Here is an 18,521-nt window from a genome sequence, read left to right as displayed (position 1 = left end):
TAGATGCTTAATTCGATTGATCGATATTTGCCTGGGGGAGAAGTTTGCGTTGTTGCTCAACCTAGAGAGCTATCTGCACAGCGAATTATCATCTATATCTATCCGGATGGAGGTAGAAGGTATGTCTAAAATCTCGCTACAACAGCTACAGCAATTAACGAATGACGAATTGATCGATTTTGTGCTTGAGCATGAAGGTCAAGAAGATAGTGTCTTTAGAAGAAGTGCTTTACAAGAACATTTGTCCAGAAGTGCAGAAAATCCAGATGCTGTGGATGCTCCGGCGGGAGATGTTGAAATTTTACGGTCTAAACTTTCGCGTTTGTCTTCATCCGTATCTTCTTAGGATCCTAAGCGATTTTTGAGTGTCAACCGATACAAGCGATCCCAAAATTTTGCAAAATTACTCCGCTGCTGCTGTGGACTGAGGAACCAGACTGGTCGTAGTGAGTCCCGGTAGTGTATTCGCTTCTAAACAGCTCCCTAATATAGCAATACGCGGCTGAGTTAGGACAGCCCTTCTTTAGCGAACATGGTATTCAAGCATTTTGATGTCCTAATCAATACGCGTACCGCTATATTTCTGGGTTTGGTTGGAAAAGTTAGTTGTTTCAATGTTGGCCTAGCAAGATTGAACCTATCCCACATCCCTCGGTTGCTAATCACTAATTTCGACAGTGACAGGTGTGTGATCGCTGGGCTTTTCTAAGCCCCTTGGTGCTTTATCGATGGTGCAGGACGTTGCTCGTTCGTATAGCTCTGGCGTCAGATAGTGGTGATCAATGCGCCAGCCCATATTTCGATTGAACGAAGCTGCCCGGTAATCCCACCAGCTATAGTGGCCTGATTCTGCTGTGAACTTGCGAAAGACGTCGGCGAAACCCAACTCTAGAATCGAACGTAGCGATTCCCGCTCAACGGGCGTGGACATGATGTGCTTTTCTCGTCCTTCCGGTTTATAAATGTCTCGATCTTCTAGGGCAATGTTGAAGTCTCCGCAGATCAGAATTGGCTTAGGTTTGACGGCTAGCAAACACTCCATGTACTGCTTGAGCAGTCTGAACCAGCGCAGTTTGTAGTCATACTTTTCACTGCCTACAGATGAACCGTTGGGGACATAGAGATTGACCACTCGGAGACCTGATGCGGTGACGCCTGTGATCACGCGTTTCTGCTCATCAAAGAATGTTGCTTCATCCAATGATTTCCCGGCAGCTTCTAAAACTGGGGTAAAACCTGCCTGAACGTTAGTTAGCGGACTTTTGCTGATCAACGCAACGCCGTTGTAGGCTTTTTGCCCAAAAATCTCAGCCTGATAACCGATTTCTTCGAAGGGCGTATGCGGGAAGTCAGCATCCACTACCTTGGTCTCTTGTAAGCAAAGGACATCGACCGGATTTGTCTGTAGCCAATCAGTAACGTGCGTGATTCGGGTGCGAATGGAGTTGACGTTCCAGGTCGAAATTTTCGTCATTGAGGTGCCCTAAATTACCCCTGTTAGCTTACTGCACTCTATCGGGTGATAGATAGACGCGCTTGGGTTTCTAAGAAAACCAACAGGGCATTGATATCGGCTGGATTGACACCACCGATCCGACCGGCCTGACCAATGGTCAGGGGCTGAACTTGGGCGAGTTTCTCCCGTGCCTCTGCGGAAAGGGTTTCAATGCTGGCGTAGTCAAGATCGGGTGAAAGAGGCCGATGTTCTTGGCGGCTGACCTGCTCAATCTGACGCTGCTGTCGCTTGATATAGCCTGCATATTTGATGTCAATCTCAGCGCCTTCCTTTGCTGCGGGTTCTAGATTGGGTTGGCCTAGGTCGAACTGCTCAAGGTCGCTGTAGTGTATGCCTGGACGCCGCAGGAGTTCGGCTAAGGTAATAGATCCTTTGATAGCTTGGTTTGTGTGGGTTGCGATCGCAACGCCCACCTCCTCCAATTCCTTCACCCGAGTGCCGTGCAGTCGCTCTTTCTCCGCCGTAATCTGCTCTTGCTTTCTGGTGAATAAGTCCCAACGGCGATCATCAATCAAACCAATCTCTCGGCCCAGGGGCGTCAACCGCTGATCGGCATTATCAGATCGCAACAGCAATCGATACTCAGAACGACTCGTGAGCATCCGGTAAGGTTCACGCAGATCCTTTGTACATAGATCATCAATGAGTGTCCCCAGATAGCTATGCTCCCGTGGAAAGATCATCATCTCCTGGTGGTTTACAAACCGAGCTGCATTGATACCCGCGACAATTCCCTGAGCGGCGGCTTCTTCGTAGCCGGTGGTGCCATTGACTTGTCCCGCACAGAATAAGCCCTCGACCCGCTTGGTCATCAACGTGGGATAGCACTGCGTTGCCGGTAAAAAGTCGTATTCAACGGCGTAGGCAGGACGGAGCATCGCGCAATTTTCTAGACCCGGAAGCGATCTCAACATTGCTAACTGCAGCCCCTCCGGTAGCCCTGTTGAGAACCCCTGAATATACAGCTCTGGAATCTCGCGCCCCTCAGGCTCAATGAAAATCTGGTGGCTCTCTTTGTCGGCGAATCGGACAATTTTGTCTTCAATGCTGGGGCAATAGCGTGGACCCTTGGCATCGACCCAGCCCCCATAGACCGGCGACAGATGTAGATTTTCCTGAATCATCCGGTGGGTTGCTAGCGTTGTGCGCGTAATGTAGCAGGGCATCTGCTCCCGCTCTACCCAAACGTCAGGGTCAAAGCTAAACCAGCGCACCTGCTCATCTGCGGGCTGCGGCTCCATTTTGTCGTAGTCCACCGAGCGCTTATCCACCCGTGCTGGGGTTCCGGTTTTCAGGCGTCCGGTTTCAAAGCCCAGTTGCTGCAGCGTTTCCGTGAGACCTTCTGCTGCGAATTCTCCCGCTCGGCCCGCAGGCATTGATTTATTGCCGACCCAGATGCGGCCTCCTAAAAAGGTACCGGTGGTTAGAATGACCGTCTTACACGCGAAGGCAACCCCAAAGTATGTCTCTAGCCCAATCACTTCGTCATTTTTGCCTAATACTAGGTCGGTGACCATACCCTCTCGAATGGTCAGATTTGCCTGATTCTCAACGATATTTTTCATCACCGCCGCGTACTCGCGCTTATCAGTTTGCGCTCGGAGTGCCCATACGGCCGGTCCCCGTGAGTTATTGAGCAATCGCTTCTGTAGGTAGGTGCGATCGGCCATTTTACCGATTTCGCCGCCGAGGGCATCAATTTCGTGGGTGAGTTGAGATTTGGCCGGTCCCCCCACTGCTGGATTGCACGGCTGCCAAGCAATCTTATCTAGATTGAGTGTCAGCAATAGAGTTCGACAGCCTAACCGAGCAGAGGCTAAGGCTGCTTCGCAACCTGAGTGTCCTGCACCCACCACAATTACGTCGAAGGTATCTAGAAAATCAGGGGATATATGGGCCATTCGTTCTATTGATAACGGTAAAACCTGCCCCTAAATCTTAACGGCTTCTTTGATATACACAGCAATCTAGAGGTTCACCTCGCTGGAAAGCTGCTCTATACTGATTTAAGTGCTTCTTAACGTTTTTTAAAAATTACGCAGCTCCATGGGTTTTTGGAAAAATCTCTTTAGCGGTTCAGGCTCCTCGTCGGCACCCACGTTAGCGACCGCTGAGGTTCCCGTTACTCAAGGGGTAGGGCGCATCTCTAAAACGCCTGCTCCTAAACTTGCCCAGCCCCAAATTTGCTTTAGTCAAGATAGAGAAATTGATCTATACGAGCTAGAGCGGCTATGTGATGCAGTGGGCTGGTCTCGGCGTCCGCTGCGTAAGGTTCGCAAAGCGATTAAGCACAGTTTTTTAGTGATTTCTATGTGGGAGCTGCAGGGGGATGAGTCCCGGCTAATTGGCTTCTCGCGGGCAACCTCAGATCACGCATTCAACGCCACTATTTGGGACGTGGTGGTTCACCCTGACTTTCAAGGGCGGGGATTGGGCAAAGCTTTGATGAAGCAGATTATCAAAGAATTACGGCGCGCAGATATTAGCAATGTCACTCTGTTTGCAGATCCTCACGTGATTGATTTCTACTGTGAGTTGGGGTTCGCGCCTGATCCAGAGGGGATTAAGGGCATGTTTTGGTATCCAAACTCTCGCTGATGTGACAGCCTTCGAAATTAGCCTCACTCTCTCGAAAAAGAGCCGTGCTTTGTCGTGATATTGATGCATTTGGGGAATGATGAAATAGATGTAGCGATTGCTCCTGAGAATGATACACTCAGCCAGCTTCCTGCCAAATATCTATCTGCGGGAAGAGGCCAGATAGTCTTGGATCGTCGAGGGTTGGAAAGGTATTGTTTGTCCATTCCTTGATGAGTTCGCTGAGTTTGAAAACAACTCTGTCTTCGCGCTCAAAGCTGCGGAAGATTTGGCAGGGCAGACACCAAAAAATATGCTTACAGGGGACTTTTGTGACTAAATCTGTTCGGCTCTTCAGTAACGAAGAGTCGCTTTCCTTGAACTGGCTCCATGCATTTGCTTTCGGGTCTTTTCATGTCTTGGTGCTTTTGGCGCCTTGGTACTTTTCTTGGGATGCTCTAGGGTTGGCTATCCTGATGCACTGGCTCTGCGGTAGCGTTGGCATCTGCTTGGGATATCATCGGTTACTGGCTCACCGCAGCCTTCGACTGCCTAAGTGGTTAGAGTATGTTGTCGTCACTATTGGCGTGCTGGCTCTCCAAGGAGGGCCTTTGTTCTGGGTGGGTACGCATCGGATGCACCATGCCTTCACTGAAGACAATGTGCGGGATCCCTATTCTGCGAACCGAGGCTTTTGGTGGAGTCATGTGCTATGGCTGCTCTATCCGCAGGGGCAGACTTTCGATGCCGCTGCTCACTGTCGATTTGTCCCGAAGATCGCTCAAGATCCCTATTACTGCTGGCTTGAGCGTCACTTCGTTGCTCCTCAGCTCTTGCTGGCGCTATTGTTCTACGGATTAGGCGGCTGGTCCTATGTGTTGTACGGCATTGTCGTCCGTACTGTTGTGCTGTGGCACTGTACTTGGTTTATTAACTCCGCGACTCATGTGTGGGGCTACTGCACCTTTGAAATCAAGGATGGATCCCGCAATCTCTGGTGGGCTGCGCTGCTGACCTACGGTGAAGGTTGGCATAACAATCATCACGCCAACCCTAAGATTGCGACCGCTGGCAGGCAGTGGTGGGAGGTCGATTCGACTTGGTGGGTTATTCTAGGGCTAGAGCGTTTAGGGCTAGCGCATGGTGTTAGGCGACCCAGAGCCAAGATGACGATGGCTCAAAGGGCTTAAAAAAACCTGATATTGTTGTCCAACGGCTTTCGAGATCTGTGAACTAATGTCGTTGGGGAAATGTCTGAAACTACTGGGTCTGAATTTAGGCGTGCCCGCTTGATTATCAATCCGTCTTCTGGGGACGACCAGCCTAACCCAATGAAGCTCCCGGATATTGTGGCGGCTTTAGAGGCGGCCAACATTCGTGCAGATCTGATCTTTACTCAGCCTGATATCTCTCCGACTGAAGTTGCGAAGCAGGCAATTGATGAGGGTTATGATCTTGTGATTGCCGGGGGGGGCGACGGTACTGTCAACCAGGTGGCGGCAGGGCTGCTCCGCGCTCCGATTCCGCTCGGTATTTTGCCCATCGGTACGTACAACAACCTCGCCCGTAGCCTTCATATTCCGACCGATATCGCTGCAGCCTGCAAAGTCTTGTCACAGGGACAGGTCCGCTCTATTGATGTGGGGCAGGCAAAGGACCGCTACTTCTTTGAGGCGGCAGGAGTGGGTTTAGATGCCCTGTTGTTTCCGGTGAGTGAAGAGATTAAGGGAGGACGCTGGGGCCGTATTGGGCAGGCGATGCGGCTAACTTTCAGCTATCGGCCACGACGCCTCCACCTCGTTTTCCCTGGCTCTGTTCGCTGCTCTGACAGATCACGCCGTTTTCGGCGGGGGCGGCTGATCTCTAAGCTGCGGCGATCTGCATTGCTGATGGTGGTCGCCAATGCTTCCTACTATGGGGCGGGACTTGCGATCGCACCTGACGCTATCATCGATGATGGGTTGTTGACGATCAAGGTCTTTCGCAACTTTAGCAAATGGGAATTAATACGCCATTTTTGGGCCATTAGTAATGGTCAATATCGCTATAGTCCTAAGATTGAGACCTATCTAGCTTCAGAAGTCCGCTGTTCATCTAAAGCCAAGCTGCCGGTTCATGCTGATGGTTATTCGTTAGGGACACTGCCGGTCACGCTGAAGGTATTAAAACATGCCCTCAAAGTTATTGTTCCGAGGGTTGAGGTCGTACCCCAGACTTGAGATGAAGCCGATACCCCTGCCCCCTCGCCTAGAGTCTCTTGAGATGCAGCTAGCTTCCGATCCGTCCATCGCTGAGAAAATTCAAAAGATGCAGAACCGGGTGCGATGGCAGCATCCCCTCTGTCTGAAGCACAACATTGATCAAACGCGACTGGTCATTGATGACGGCAGAGCTGATGATCCTGAATTCTCATTTTTAGTGGTGGGCGATAGCGGTGCCGGACGCCATCGGGGCGATAGTCCTCAGCGCCGCGTAGCCGAAAGTATGCTTGCCCAAGGGCAAGAGAGTCGCTTTACGCTGCATATGGGAGATGTCATCTATTTGGTGGGGTCCAGCGAACAATACTTAGAAAATTTCATTGAACCCTATCGCGATTTCTTAGTAGGCGGTGAATCTCCGGAGCAAATTGCCTATGACCAAATGGTTTTCAAGCACCCCATGCTGCCGGTCCCTGGCAATCATGATTATTATGATCTTCCTTTGGCTTGGGGCCTGCTGTCACAGATCACGCTCCCCATCCGTCGTCTCTTTCAAGATCAGCTTGACTTAGATGTGGGCTGGCATGGTTCCTATGCAGGGGATGCCTATGCAAGGGCCTTCCTCGACTACCTCAGGGGAGTCAATGAGTCGCAGCTTCAGCAACATTTAGAGCGTCACTACTCAGCCACAACAAAAACCGGAGCCTGTCTTCGCTATCAACCGGGAGATTTTACCCGTTTGCCTAACCGCTACTATACGTTTCGCTATGGCGGCATTGATTTCTTTGCCTTAGATTCTAATACCTTCAACAGTCCTCAGCCGCTGCCTGAGGGACAGGTTGGTGATGTTCTCCGTCGTCAGCTAGAGGCCGAGCGCAATCAACTTGGGCAGGAGCGGTTGCGGCTGCTAGAGGCCGCGCCCAAAGCTATGTCCGAACAGGCTGATTCTGAGCAGCTTGATGATTTGTATGCCAAGGCTGAGCAGATCGAAGAGCAAATTCGAGATATCGAAAAACAGCTAGAGACGACGAAGCGTTCCAAAATCGATCTCGAACAACTCAAATGGCTGGAGGAGCAGCTGATTGCTTCTTGGAATGACCCTGAGGTTCGGGGGCGCATTATCTATTTTCACCATCCGCCCTATGTCACTGAGGCGACTAAATGGAATCAGGGGCAGACGCTGGCGATTCGCCAGTCTTTGCAGCGGGTGTTTGATGCGGTGCATGATGCGATTGCACCTCTCCCAGAGAATCGTTCTCTTGTGGATCTGATTCTCAATGGCCATGCCCATTGCCTAGAGTATCTGCGAACGCAAGAAACCGGCCACGCCGATGCCCACCTCAACTGGATTGTCTGTGGCGGGAGTGGGTTTAGTCTCCGCCGCCAACGTTCTCAGGGATCAGCGTTGAAAAGCCAAGACAAACAGCGCGTGATTGCCCAGTCCAAGCTATTTGTGGGGCGCAATGGTCACGGTTCTCAAAAGCGCAGGCCCTATTCTTATTTGCGCATTGATGTTGCAACCGGCTGCCCGCCTCGGCTCACGGTGAGACCCTTTGTGGTTGAGCGCGTTCAGAAGCAGTGGCGTGAATATGCGCTGTCCCCATTCTCGATTTAGGTTGGAGCCAGCGGTACAGAATAGATGCCGTTAGACGAGATAGTCGATGACTCGATTGATATACCCGGCCATTTCAGGATTAACTGAATTCAGCGAAGGTTAGCAGGCTCAATTTTACAAGCGTAGCTACTAAAAGCGCCATGCCGCACAGAGACGAGAGGGCAAAGCCGGGGCCTCGCTTTTCAGCCGCTTGGTAGTAACCCCAGGCGTAGAGCACTCGTCCGAGAATCCAGACACCCCCAATAACAGCACCCCAAACCACGCTGACGAATTCTGAAAATAGCCACAGGAGCGGCAGAAAGAATACGAGCTGTTCTAGGGTGTTATTCTGAACCCTCAAATATCGCTCAAAATCTGGATTGCCGGTTGTTTGGGGTGCTGGCACTTGAAACTTAGCTCTGGCACGACCCACGTTGATTGTGAGGACAAAGTAAAGGAGCAGGGCGAGGACCGTGATCAATCCAGTTAAAGGAGACATAGGTATGGGCCAGCTTATAGAGGTTCAAGGCTAGGATACTTGTTTCTGCTCTAAACTATGAAATTTTGATTTCATCATTCTTGCATCATCAGGTCTAGAACTATTCTTTGGATCACAACCAACCTTTCTCATACTGTTCTTGAACATAAGCCGCAACGTTGGCAATTTGTTCCTTAGCTAGGAGACCTAATATAAGCAGGCATGGCATTTTGCTGTTGGTGACTTGATTGATAGTCGTATCGTTGATGCGGTTTGAGAACTCAGGTGCGATCTCATCTTCCCCAATATCCACCTCGCTATTTTTCTAGTGGTTTTAGCAACTGCCATTTCAAGTTCGGCTCAAACCTTGCAAAGTCAGAATCTGCGGTAATCCATTCAGCATCAGCTTCAATGGCTAAGGCCGCTAGGTAGGCATCGGGAATCAAGTTACCAGTTGCTTTCGTTTTTTGGCACAGTTGCTCGAAAATTGTCCAATGTCTGGCTCCTGGCATGATGCTAATGCTGTTGGGCTGGTCACGGATGTCTTTAACAAAAGCAAGGGCTCGATCGATGGGCGTCGGAGTCTTATAGATTTTGGGATGAGTGACGATCCGAATGAATGCACTGAAAACCCACTCGCAATACAGAAACGCTGACTCTTGCTGCAGGCTATTAATTAGCCATTGATAATAGAACAAGTGGCCTTGCTGTTCGGCCCGATGGGCATTGATAAAAATGTTGACGTCGCAGAGCTTCATTCGCTAGAGATTGTCCATATTCTCTAACAAATTTGCGTTGGAATTGATATCAACTCCTGGCTGAACGCCGTCCCCCCTAAAGGTGGTCAGCTCTATAACACGAGGAGATTCCTGACTTTTCTCGCGCTCTATCAGATTCACTAATGCTTCTTGAATCAGTTGAGTTAGGGTGCGATCAGTCTTCAGAGCGTGTTGTTTGACTTCACGCATTAGATCATCGGCAAGGCGGACGGTCGTTCTCATATAGACACTATGACATATATATGTCAATCTTTTGCTATTGAGCATGACAATATATGAGCCATCATTCTGATCGAAATAAAAAGCGCTCTCCCTTAAAAGACCAACCTCTACGTCTGTCAGGCCAGTCTCTGGACGAAGAGCTAAAGCGGCTGCTTGAAGATCAGGGTTATCCCTATGCAGCGGCAGTCGTCTTCTCGTGGGTGCTAGCTGGACTTGAAGTGTGGAAGTTCTATACAACCGCGTCACCACAGCCTGGTGCGTATATTATTGTTGCGATGATAGCGACACTTCTCTGTATATACCAAGTTCTACGCGTTAGACAAAAGGCCCGGGCATTAGTTCTAGGGAGAGATGGTGAAAGAGCTGTCGGACAGTATTTAGAGCGCTTGCGAGAACAAGATTTTCAGGTCTTTCATGATGTGATGGGAGAGCGGTTCAATATCGATCATGTGTTGATTGGTGAAAAAGGCGTGTTTGCGATAGAAACCAAAACTTTTTCAAAGCCAGCAACAGGAAAGTCAAGCATCCGATTTCTAAACGGTGAGCTTCAAGTGAATGGAAGAAGAATTGACCGAAACCCTATCGAACAGTCTTGTGCAGCAGCAAGCTGGTTGTCTGACATTCTCAGAGAGTCAACAGGGCGATCTGTTAAAGTTCACCCTGTTATTCTATTTCCTGGCTGGTGGGTGGAGCGATTACCCCCAGAACAAAACAAACGGATATGGGTTCTGGAGCCAAAAGCCTTGCCAAAGTTCTTAGAGAATGCCAAGACTCAGCTTTCTTCTGAAGATGCTAAGTTGCTTACGTATCATTTGTCACGATATATTCGTCAGACCTATACATCGTTCTAATTAGCGGAAGTGCGATCGCAAAACCCAAAATGTCTAAATCTTTTCAGGTAAGCTATGCCGCAACAGTTAAATAGGTCGATCTTGTAGATGGCACTGGAACCTGAAGACCTTCAAGCTGCAACCCCTCAAGGTGAAATACCAAGGCTTCCTGCATATTCTTTTCTACCTCTTCCTGCGTCGCACCCGTTGACACACACCCAGGTACATCGGGAGAGTACGCAGAATAGCCCGTGCTAGTTTCTTCAACAATCACTAGATAACGCATTACTTAAGACCTGCCTGTTTTAAGATGCTGCTTAAAGTTCCAGGAGCTAACTCATCACTTGATTTTCCCGGCACGGTAACAAGTCCAGCTTTATCTGCGTTCTTGTATTGACGGTGACTCCCACGAGTTCTGGCTAAAAACCAGCCGTCTTTCTCAAGCAACTTGATAATATCCCGTACCTTCATGTCTCTAATCTAGTCTGTGGCCGGAGAGCAGAGCAACATCTGCTACAGACTGATGGAAAGAAGAGACTAAGACTTAGCTGTCATCCTCTCGGCGGAAAGTCCCTTAAAGCTCAGCCTCTCATTCTCAACATCGACATAAATGGTATCGCCATCGCCAAACTCACTGCGTAAAATCGCTTTGGCAATCTGTGTCTCTAACTCTCTTTGAACAGCACGCTTCAATGGTCTAGCGCCGTACACTGGATCAAAGCCAACCTCGGCCAAGAAGTCGAGGGCTTCTTCTGAGAGCTTCAGCGACATCTTGCGGTCGGCTAAGCGCTTCTCTAATAGCTGCACCTGGATCTTCACAATCTCTCGGAGCTGATCTTTCCGTAGGCTATGGAAGATGATCGTGTCGTCAATGCGGTTCAAGAACTCAGGGCGAAAGTGCGATCGCATCTCTCCCATCACCAAACTCTGCATCTCAGAATAGCGATCGTCATCTCCTGCCATGTCCAAAATATGACTAGAGCCAACATTGCTGGTCATAATAATAATGGCATTCTTGAAATCCACCGTACGGCCCTGAGAATCAGTCACTCGACCATCGTCGAGAATCTGGAGCATGATGTTGAATACGTCAGGGTGGGCCTTCTCGATTTCATCAAACAAAATGACTGAGAATGGACGCCGCCGAACGGCTTCAGTGAGCTGCCCCCCTTCGTCATAGCCCACATATCCCGGAGGCGCACCGACGAGACGTGATACCGAATGTTTCTCCATGTACTCCGACATATCAATGCGGACAATGGCTTCTTCTGTATCAAAGAGATAGGATGCCAAAGCTTTACCTAGCTCAGTTTTACCGACCCCGGTTGGACCCAAGAAAATAAAGCTCGCAATGGGCTTATTGGGATCGGCGAGTCCCGCTCGCGATCGCTGAATCGCATCAGAAACCGCTGTCACCGCTTCATCCTGACCAATCACGCGTTCGTGCAGCTCATCTTCAAGATGGAGCAGTTTTTCCATCTCAGAAGCCACTAGCTTACTGACGGGAATGCCGGTCCACTTGGAAATAATTTCGGCAATATCGGCTTCTGTCACTTCATCACGCAGTAACGACGAACTTTTGTCCTGCGTGTCTCCTAGCTTTTCTTCGGCTTCCTCTAGATCTGACTGGAGCTGCGTGAGCTTGCCGTACTTCAGCTCTGCGGCCTGATTAAGGTCGTAGTTGCGTTCAGCTTTCTGAATCTCAATATTGACGCGATCGATTTCTTCTTTGATCACCTGAAGCTGATCAATCCCTTCTTTCTCAGACTGCCACTGGGTTGTAAGGCTTGACTGTTCTTCTTTGAGGTCTGCCAGCTCTTTCTCTAAAGACTTGAGACGATCTTTAGAGGCGCGATCGCTTTCCTTTTGCAGAGATAACCGTTCCATCTCAAACTGCAGAATCTTGCGATCAATCTCATCTAGCTCCTCCGGCTTAGACGTGATCTCCATCTTCAGCTTGGCGGCGGCCTCATCCATTAAATCAATGGCCTTGTCCGGCAAGAAGCGATCCGAAATATACCTCGTCGACAGCGTTGCTGCTGCAACTAAGGCACTGTCTGCAATCTTGACGCCGTGGTGAACTTCGTAGCGTTCTTTTAGACCGCGCAAAATTGAGACGGTATCCGTAATACTGGGTTGATCGATGTATACCTGCTGAAAACGCCGTTCCAATGCCGCATCTTTTTCAATGTATTTACGATATTCATCCAACGTTGTCGCGCCTATACAACGAAGCTCACCTCTTGCCAGCATTGGCTTCAATAGATTTCCGGCATCCATTGCGCCTTGGCTAGCGCCTGCACCTACCACCGTATGAATTTCATCAATGAACAAGATGATCTGCCCCTCGGAGTCCATCACTTCTTTAAGGACAGCCTTAAGGCGTTCTTCAAATTCACCTCGGAACTTTGCGCCTGCAATCAGGGAACCCATATCGAGGGCAATCAGTTGACGATCACGTAAAGACTCGGGTACATCACGGGCAATAATGCGCTGAGCTAATCCTTCTGCAATGGCCGTTTTGCCCACGCCCGGTTCCCCAATCAGCACGGGGTTATTCTTGGTGCGGCGAGACAAAATCTGGATAGTGCGGCGAATCTCGTCGTCTCGACCAATAACAGGATCAAGTTTGCCGGAGCGTGCCAGCTCCGTGAGGTCTCGACCATATTTTTCTAGGGATTCGTACTTCACTTCTGGGGTCTGGTCGGTCACTCGTTGGTTTCCTCTGATGTCTTCAATCACTTTTTTGAGCTTGGCTTCATCGAGCCCTAGCCCTTTCATGAGTGGCTTGCCAAACTGATCGTCTTTAGCAAAGGCTAAAACCAGATGCTCAACAGAAATGTAGTCATCGTTGAATTCTTTTCGCAGGGCTTCGGCCTGATCGAGAAGCTGGTCGAGGCTGCGACCGCAATAGATAGAGTCACTCGGTTGGGCAAGCTTTGCCTGTCCATTAATGACTGAGGCGGTACGATCTCGAACCTCTTGGACGTTGGCCCCGGCTTTATTAAAAATCTGACTGGCTAACCCCTCTTCCTCTAGCAGCGCCTGCATCAAATGGATGCTCTCCATGTGCTGCTGGCGGGCCTGTTTGACGATGTTCTGCGAATTTGCGATCGCAGCCCAGGCTTTTTCAGTAAATTGGTTGGGGTTTGTGGGTTGCATGGCTCTTGCGTGACTCAACGATAGACAGCAGCGACATTAGAATACTTGCCTATCGCTATTGTAGAAAGGAACCGACCTTTGGCTGGGATCGGGCTTCCGCCCATCTGACGTAGGTATTCCCGCTCTATTTGCCTAACAACAACAAGGATCAGTTGAAATATACGCATTCAGGCCAAGTTTTACAAGTTGTCTTAGTACTGATTCTCAATAAGTACGATCATTGCTGAATCAGACTTCTGGTGCTTTTTCAGCAGGTGAGCTTATAAAAAATATGGCAAAATCCTGATTTTTCTGTTCATAATAGATCGTAATTGTTCGGGCCTCTTTTAGTATCCTCATCTTTAAAAACATCGCAGCTTTTTAAATTATTCTTTGCAGATAGTGGCTTAATATAGTGTTCCAGCCGTCTCTCTGAGGTGTCGGCGACTGGTGTGGCGCCCTGTAAATGGCTATCTCAGCTATGCCAAGAATGTACCCAAGGGCTACGTTGACGTATAGATAATTGTGAGACCTAATCAAGTCTCACTGTTTCGACATAGAACATGAAATCTTCTGAATTATCAAACATGGCGGATTCTTCTAGTCCCTCCGCTGGAAAAGGCTCTCGTTCCCGAGCAGCATCGGTCTTTCGGAAGAACGGACAGTGGATCCTGTTAGGACTTCTCTCAATTGGGGGGGGGATAATGTTGTGGCGCTGGCTCTCACCCCCTGTCTCTTCTCAGCAAGCGGGACCACCGACCGCCCAAGCAACTCTAGTGAAGCTGCAGCGGCTGCAGGCCAGCACGATTGAAGATGGGACCAGTTTTGTCGGCAATCTAGAAGCTCAAGAGGGCATTGATCTTAAGCCAAAGGTCGAGGGCCGTGTGACCCAGGTTTTTGTAGCTGCTGGCGCGCCGGTGCAGCCCAATCAACCTGTGCTACAGCTTAACTCTGGAAAAAGTCAGGCTGAGTTCCGTGCCGCTCTGGCAACTATTAGCTCAGCTCGGGCGAACCGCAGCAATGCTCAGGCTGAACTGGGGTCAGTTCAGGCCCAACGAGCACAGGCTGCTGCAGAAGTAGACCTCCAAAACACAGAGTACAAACGGACCTCAACACTCGTTTCTCAGGGGGTTCTAGCCCGCCAGGAATTGGACCGGGTAACTCGCGATCGCAACTCTGCTCAAGCTGCCCTCGTCGCTGCCGACAAACAAATTCAGGCCGCCAAAGCTAACCTTGAAGCCACTAAAGCAGAACAGGCTCAGGCCACCGCCGCCGCCGCCGCCACGCGCGAAGATTTACAGGATACACAGGTCGTGGCTCCCATCGCAGGAATTGTGGGTGATATTCCCATCAAGGTGGGCGACTACGTTGATATCGGTGACACGCTGACCACGATTACCCAAAATCAGACGCTAGAGGTGAAGCTATCGATTCCCCTGGAGCGCCGCAACCAGCTACAGGTCGGCCTACCTGTGGAAGTGCGCTCATTTCAAAATGACCGGACTCTTGCCACAGGTAACATCAGCTTTATCTCTCCTACCGCCAATGCCGCGACCCAATCTGTTTTGGCTACGGCCAGCTTTCGCAACAACGGCCAGCTCCAAGATGCCCAGCGGGTCTCTGGTACCGTGATTTGGCAAAAACGAACTGGAGTGCTGGTTCCAACTTCTGCTGTCTCTCGACTTGGGGGAGAGACCTTTGTCTTCGTCGCCGAACCGCCGGAAGATGAGCCTGAGGGCCTGGTCGCCAGTCAACGTGCTGTAGAGCTGGGTAAGATTCAGGGCAACAGCTATCAAGTTATTGAAGGCCTTCGACCAGGAGAAACCATTGTCACTTCTGGCATCCTTAATTTGTCGGACGGTGCCCCGATTGAAGCCCAGTCAGAGTAATTCCCATGCTCGTCAACTTTTTCATCAAACGTCCGGTTTTCACCACGGTCTGTGCCTTAATTATTCTGTTGATGGGATTGGTGTGTATTCCGACGCTACCGGTTGCTCAATACCCTGATATCAGCCCCAAGCAAGTGAACGTGAGGGCAAACTACATTGGGGCCGATGCCCAGACGGTTGAAGATGCGGTTACCACCATTTTAGAGCGGGAGATTAACGGGGCTGAAGGACTGCGCTACATCACTTCCAGCAGCAGCAACGACGGCACCAGTTCGATTACTGCGACCTTTGAGTCCACCCGCGATCAAGATATTGCAGCCGTTGATGTCCAAAATCGTGTGTCCCTAGCAGAGCCACAGCTTCCAGATACGGTGCTGCAAACAGGGGTTAGCGTCAGCAAGGAGTCCAGTAATTTTCTGCTGGGTTTCGGGCTCTACAGTGACACGAAAGAATACGACAGTACGTTCTTGAGCAATTATGCCGATCTTTATGTTGTTAACGCCCTTAAAAGCGTCGACGGGGTCGGCAACGTTCAGATTTTTGGAGAACGAAAGTATGCGATGCGGCTGTGGCTGGACCCTAATCGCCTAGCCAGCCGCAACCTTACGGCTCAAGATGTGGTTGATGCGCTCCAAGAGCAAAACATTCAGGTGGGAGCAGGGCAGATTGGTCAGCCTCCTATCGATAGCACACAGCAGTTTCAGCTTGATCTGCGGGCGATTAGCCAGCTTAGAAACGTCTCTGAATTCGAAGATTTGGTGATTGCCACAGGTGACAGCGGCAATCTGGTTAAGCTTTCTGACGTTGGGCGGGCCGAGCTAGGGGCAGAAAACTACAGTACCTTCCTGCGATTTCGCGGTAATGAGGCAGTGGGTCTAGGAATTGTCCAGATTCCAGGGAGTAATGCACTAGAGGTCGCGCGGGGCGTCAAAGCGACCATGGAGGAGCTGTCTCAGGACTTCCCTCCTGGGATGATTTACGATATCGGTTTCGACACCACAGATTTTGTTGAGCAGTCCTTGGTGGGCGTCATCTGGACCTTGGTGCAGGCTGTGGGCTTGGTGGTCTTAGTAATCTTTGTCTTTTTGCAGGACTGGCGCACCACTATTATTCCTGCCATCACGATTCCCATTTCGCTGATTGGCACCTTTGCGTTCATTAAAATCTTTGGCTTTTCGATTAATAGCCTGACGTTGTTTGGTCTCACACTCGCCACCGGAATGGTAGTGGATGATGCCATTGTTATTGTCGAAGATATCTCCGATCGCATCCAGAATCGAGGTATGGATCCAAAGCTGGCCGCGCTGGAAGCAATGAAAGAGTTAACGGGCGCGGTGATTGCCACCTCGCTAGTGTTGATGGCAGTGTTTATTCCGGTGGCGTTTTTCCCTGGGACGACGGGGGCGCTATATCGCCAGTTTGCACTCACGATTGCCTTTGCTATTGCAGTCTCCACCTTCAACGCTCTGACGTTGACGCCAACCCTGTCAGGGCTACTGCTGCGACGAAATGCAACCCTTCCTGACTGGCTGGGATGGCTGAGATGGGGCTTTCGGCAATTTAATCGATTCCTAGACAGCATGAGGCGGGTCTACGGGCGATCGCTCCAGTGGATGAATCGGTTCAAGTACCTTGTCCTCGCTATCTTTGCAGCGCTGCTCGCTTTGACGGCGTGGCTCTATCAGACCGTTCCTTCGGCTTTCTTACCAGACGAAGATCAAGGCTATTTCATTACGCTTGTTCGTGGTCCTGAAGGCGTGTCGCTCAACTACACCAGCGATGTGATGCGGCAGATCGAAGAGAAACTGCTGCCGATTCCCGAAGTGCGGGCTACCTTTGCCGTCGGCGGGTTTGGGTTTAGTGGCAGTACAGCGAATAGTGGCATCATTTTTACAACCCTCAAACCTTGGTCTGAGCGCAAAGATCCTGAGAAATCAGCCCTGGCTATTATTGGGCGTGTGCAGGGTGAGCTATCTCAAATCTCTGAGGCCAATATCTTGCCGCTCAATCCGCCCTCGATTCAAGGTTTAGGCAGCTTTGGCGGTTTTCAGTTTCAACTTCAAGATCGCCGAGGCAATCTTGAAATCAGTCAGCTCGTCGAAAATATGGGGGCGTTATTAGGGGCCGCTAATCAGCGACCCGAGATCGCAGCAGCTTTCAGCACCTATGCTGCCAACACGCCTCAAATTGAAGTGGACATTAACCGTGATCAAGCGAAGTCTCTTCAGGTCGATATTGACGATATTTTCAATACCCTCCAGACCTATCTCGGCTCTCAGTTTGTCAATAATTTCACCCTTGGACGCCGCACCTATCGCGTTTATGTGCAGGCAGACGAGCAGTTCCGGTCTAATCCAGAAGACATCAATAACCTCTACGTGCGCTCCAATGACGATCAGATTATTCCTCTGAGTAACCTTGTCACAACAACGACTCAAACCGGTGCTCAAACCATTAATCACTACAATCTCAACCGCTCCATTGAAATCAACGGGATACCTGCCCCGGGCGCAAGTTCCGGTCAGGTGATCAAGGCGATGGAAACGGTGGCTGACCAAACCCTCCCTCCTGGATTAGGGTACGAGTGGTCGGGCACTTCATTAGAAGAGATTGAGTCTGGAGGGCAGGCTGCAATCATCTTTGGCCTGGGTCTGTTTTTAGTCTTTTTGGTGCTAGCGGCTCAATACGAGAGCTTTGTCGATCCCACCATCATCATGCTGTCGGTGCCTTTAGCCGTTCTGGGCGCTCTGATTGCTCAGTCAATACGAGGACTACCCAACGATGTCTACTGTCAAATTGGGCTAGTGATGCTGATTGGTTTGGCGAGCAAGAACTCGATCCTGATTGTTGAGTTTGCCAATCTATTGCGAGAACAGGGGCTGCCGATCCGCAAGGCCGCTTTTGAAGCAGCTCAGCAGCGGCTGCGTCCTATTTTGATGACGGCTATTTCGACGCTAATTGGTATTTTTCCTTTAGTGATTGCCTCTGGAGCTGGAGCAGCTAGTCGTCGATCTCTAGGTACGGCAGTCTTTGGCGGCATGTTCATTGCTACGTTTTTAAGTCTGTTTGTCGTTCCCATCCTTTATATTGTGATTAAGGGCTTAGTTGATCACATTCGGCCAAGACATCCCGATTCTGACAGGCCAGCACTAGAGCCTAGCCCTACCTCCACGGGGGCATCTCAGCGATAACAATCACAGAGAATGTCAGGAGACCTACATAAAGACGAATTGGTCAACCACACGAAATAAAAGTTTACGTTATAGTGATCAAAGATTCACTCAACGCATTTACGGA

The 18,521-nt window shown here is 50.1% G+C and carries 16 protein-coding genes; 8 read left to right on the top strand and 8 right to left on the bottom strand.

All coding sequences use genetic code 11. The annotated features are described in order from the left end of the window. A partial coding sequence (locus C1752_RS22215) for a hypothetical protein (protein ID WP_233501823.1) occupies positions 1-346 on the top strand: 346 nt, incomplete at its 5' end. 312 nt (positions 347-658) lie between these two features. Here the strand turns inward: C1752_RS22215 and xth are convergent. Continuing rightward, positions 659-1,474: an exodeoxyribonuclease III gene (xth, locus tag C1752_RS22210; RefSeq protein WP_110988249.1), complete on the bottom strand. Its 816-nt coding sequence runs from the start codon at positions 1,472-1,474 to the stop codon at positions 659-661. A gap of 38 nt (positions 1,475-1,512) precedes the next feature. Further along, a complete protein-coding gene (gene mnmG / locus C1752_RS22205) occupies positions 1,513-3,417 on the bottom strand; it encodes a tRNA uridine-5-carboxymethylaminomethyl(34) synthesis enzyme MnmG (RefSeq protein WP_110988248.1) in 1,905 nt (634 codons plus the stop codon). Positions 3,418-3,562: 145 nt separating this feature from the next. Here mnmG and C1752_RS22200 point away from each other — a divergent pair, with 145 nt between their 5' ends. The 4 genes from C1752_RS22200 to C1752_RS22185 all read left to right on the top strand — a co-directional run bounded on the left by C1752_RS22200 (position 3,563) and on the right by C1752_RS22185 (position 7,906). Continuing rightward, entirely contained in the window at positions 3,563-4,114 is a 552-nt protein-coding gene (locus C1752_RS22200) for a GNAT family N-acetyltransferase (RefSeq protein WP_110988247.1), read from the top strand. Positions 4,115-4,425: 311 nt separating this feature from the next. Further along, complete coding sequence (locus C1752_RS22195) at positions 4,426-5,283, top strand: acyl-CoA desaturase (RefSeq protein WP_233501822.1); 858 nt, start codon at positions 4,426-4,428, stop codon at positions 5,281-5,283. A gap of 60 nt (positions 5,284-5,343) precedes the next feature. Beyond that, positions 5,344-6,312 (top strand): diacylglycerol/lipid kinase family protein, encoded by a 969-nt coding sequence (locus C1752_RS22190; protein WP_110988245.1) that lies wholly within the window; start codon positions 5,344-5,346, stop codon positions 6,310-6,312. A gap of 43 nt (positions 6,313-6,355) precedes the next feature. Further along, positions 6,356-7,906, top strand: coding sequence for a metallophosphoesterase family protein (locus C1752_RS22185; RefSeq protein ID WP_110988254.1), 1,551 nt, complete (start codon positions 6,356-6,358; stop codon positions 7,904-7,906). Between the two features lie 79 nt (positions 7,907-7,985). On the opposite strand, the gene C1752_RS22180 is transcribed toward C1752_RS22185, so the two are convergent. From C1752_RS22180 to C1752_RS22165, 3 genes are all read right to left on the bottom strand, one after another. Continuing rightward, complete coding sequence (locus C1752_RS22180) at positions 7,986-8,384, bottom strand: MAPEG family protein (protein WP_110988244.1); 399 nt, start codon at positions 8,382-8,384, stop codon at positions 7,986-7,988. Between the two features lie 296 nt (positions 8,385-8,680). After that, complete coding sequence (locus C1752_RS22170) at positions 8,681-9,121, bottom strand: type II toxin-antitoxin system VapC family toxin (protein ID WP_110988242.1); 441 nt, start codon at positions 9,119-9,121, stop codon at positions 8,681-8,683. 3 nt (positions 9,122-9,124) lie between these two features. Next, complete coding sequence (locus C1752_RS22165) at positions 9,125-9,364, bottom strand: CopG family ribbon-helix-helix protein (RefSeq protein ID WP_158535164.1); 240 nt, start codon at positions 9,362-9,364, stop codon at positions 9,125-9,127. Positions 9,365-9,417: 53 nt separating this feature from the next. On the opposite strand from C1752_RS22165, the gene C1752_RS22160 reads away from it, so the two are divergent. Beyond that, positions 9,418-10,215: a nuclease-related domain-containing protein gene (locus C1752_RS22160; protein ID WP_110988240.1), complete on the top strand. Its 798-nt coding sequence runs from the start codon at positions 9,418-9,420 to the stop codon at positions 10,213-10,215. 52 nt (positions 10,216-10,267) lie between these two features. Here the strand turns inward: C1752_RS22160 and C1752_RS22155 are convergent, their stop codons facing one another. From C1752_RS22155 to clpB, 3 genes are all read right to left on the bottom strand, one after another. Further along, positions 10,268-10,480, bottom strand: a complete 213-nt coding sequence (locus tag C1752_RS22155; RefSeq protein WP_110988239.1) for a type II toxin-antitoxin system HicB family antitoxin — start codon at positions 10,478-10,480, stop codon at positions 10,268-10,270. Further along, on the bottom strand, positions 10,480-10,665 hold the full coding sequence (locus C1752_RS22150) for a type II toxin-antitoxin system HicA family toxin (RefSeq protein ID WP_110988238.1): 186 nt from the start codon (positions 10,663-10,665) through the stop codon (positions 10,480-10,482). The genes C1752_RS22155 and C1752_RS22150 overlap by 1 nt, the downstream gene beginning before the upstream one ends. Positions 10,666-10,731: 66 nt before the next feature. Next, on the bottom strand, positions 10,732-13,356 hold the full coding sequence (gene clpB / locus C1752_RS22145) for an ATP-dependent chaperone ClpB (RefSeq protein ID WP_110988237.1): 2,625 nt from the start codon (positions 13,354-13,356) through the stop codon (positions 10,732-10,734). Between the two features lie 566 nt (positions 13,357-13,922). Between clpB and C1752_RS22140 the strand changes: the two genes are divergently transcribed. Together C1752_RS22140 and C1752_RS22135 are read left to right on the top strand one after the other, a co-directional pair. Next, positions 13,923-15,224 (top strand): efflux RND transporter periplasmic adaptor subunit, encoded by a 1,302-nt coding sequence (locus C1752_RS22140; protein ID WP_233501819.1) that lies wholly within the window; start codon positions 13,923-13,925, stop codon positions 15,222-15,224. A 5-nt stretch (positions 15,225-15,229) separates the two neighbouring features. Next, positions 15,230-18,415: an efflux RND transporter permease subunit gene (locus C1752_RS22135; protein ID WP_110988235.1), complete on the top strand. Its 3,186-nt coding sequence runs from the start codon at positions 15,230-15,232 to the stop codon at positions 18,413-18,415. Positions 18,416-18,521 lie beyond the last annotated feature (106 nt).

Origin of the sequence: Acaryochloris thomasi RCC1774 (assembly GCF_003231495.1) — a bacterium.
GTDB lineage: Bacteria > Cyanobacteriota > Cyanobacteriia > Thermosynechococcales > Thermosynechococcaceae > RCC1774.
This window is presented reverse-complemented; position numbering and strand designations above follow the sequence as displayed.

Coding starts and splice junctions, on each gene's coding strand:
- xth (WP_110988249.1), bottom strand. CDS start 1,474: ATGACGAAAATTTCGACCTGGAACGTCAACTCCATTCGCACCCGAATC.
- mnmG (WP_110988248.1), bottom strand. CDS start 3,417: ATGGCCCATATATCCCCTGATTTTCTAGATACCTTCGACGTAATTGTG.
- C1752_RS22200 (WP_110988247.1), top strand. CDS start 3,563: ATGGGTTTTTGGAAAAATCTCTTTAGCGGTTCAGGCTCCTCGTCGGCA.
- C1752_RS22190 (WP_110988245.1), top strand. CDS start 5,344: ATGTCTGAAACTACTGGGTCTGAATTTAGGCGTGCCCGCTTGATTATC.
- C1752_RS22185 (WP_110988254.1), top strand. CDS start 6,356: ATGCAGCTAGCTTCCGATCCGTCCATCGCTGAGAAAATTCAAAAGATG.
- C1752_RS22180 (WP_110988244.1), bottom strand. CDS start 8,384: ATGTCTCCTTTAACTGGATTGATCACGGTCCTCGCCCTGCTCCTTTAC.
- C1752_RS22170 (WP_110988242.1), bottom strand. CDS start 9,121: ATGAAGCTCTGCGACGTCAACATTTTTATCAATGCCCATCGGGCCGAA.
- C1752_RS22165 (WP_158535164.1), bottom strand. CDS start 9,364: ATGAGAACGACCGTCCGCCTTGCCGATGATCTAATGCGTGAAGTCAAA.
- C1752_RS22160 (WP_110988240.1), top strand. CDS start 9,418: ATGAGCCATCATTCTGATCGAAATAAAAAGCGCTCTCCCTTAAAAGAC.
- C1752_RS22155 (WP_110988239.1), bottom strand. CDS start 10,480: ATGCGTTATCTAGTGATTGTTGAAGAAACTAGCACGGGCTATTCTGCG.
- C1752_RS22150 (WP_110988238.1), bottom strand. CDS start 10,665: ATGAAGGTACGGGATATTATCAAGTTGCTTGAGAAAGACGGCTGGTTT.
- clpB (WP_110988237.1), bottom strand. CDS start 13,356: ATGCAACCCACAAACCCCAACCAATTTACTGAAAAAGCCTGGGCTGCG.
- C1752_RS22140 (WP_233501819.1), top strand. CDS start 13,923: ATGGCGGATTCTTCTAGTCCCTCCGCTGGAAAAGGCTCTCGTTCCCGA.
- C1752_RS22135 (WP_110988235.1), top strand. CDS start 15,230: ATGCTCGTCAACTTTTTCATCAAACGTCCGGTTTTCACCACGGTCTGT.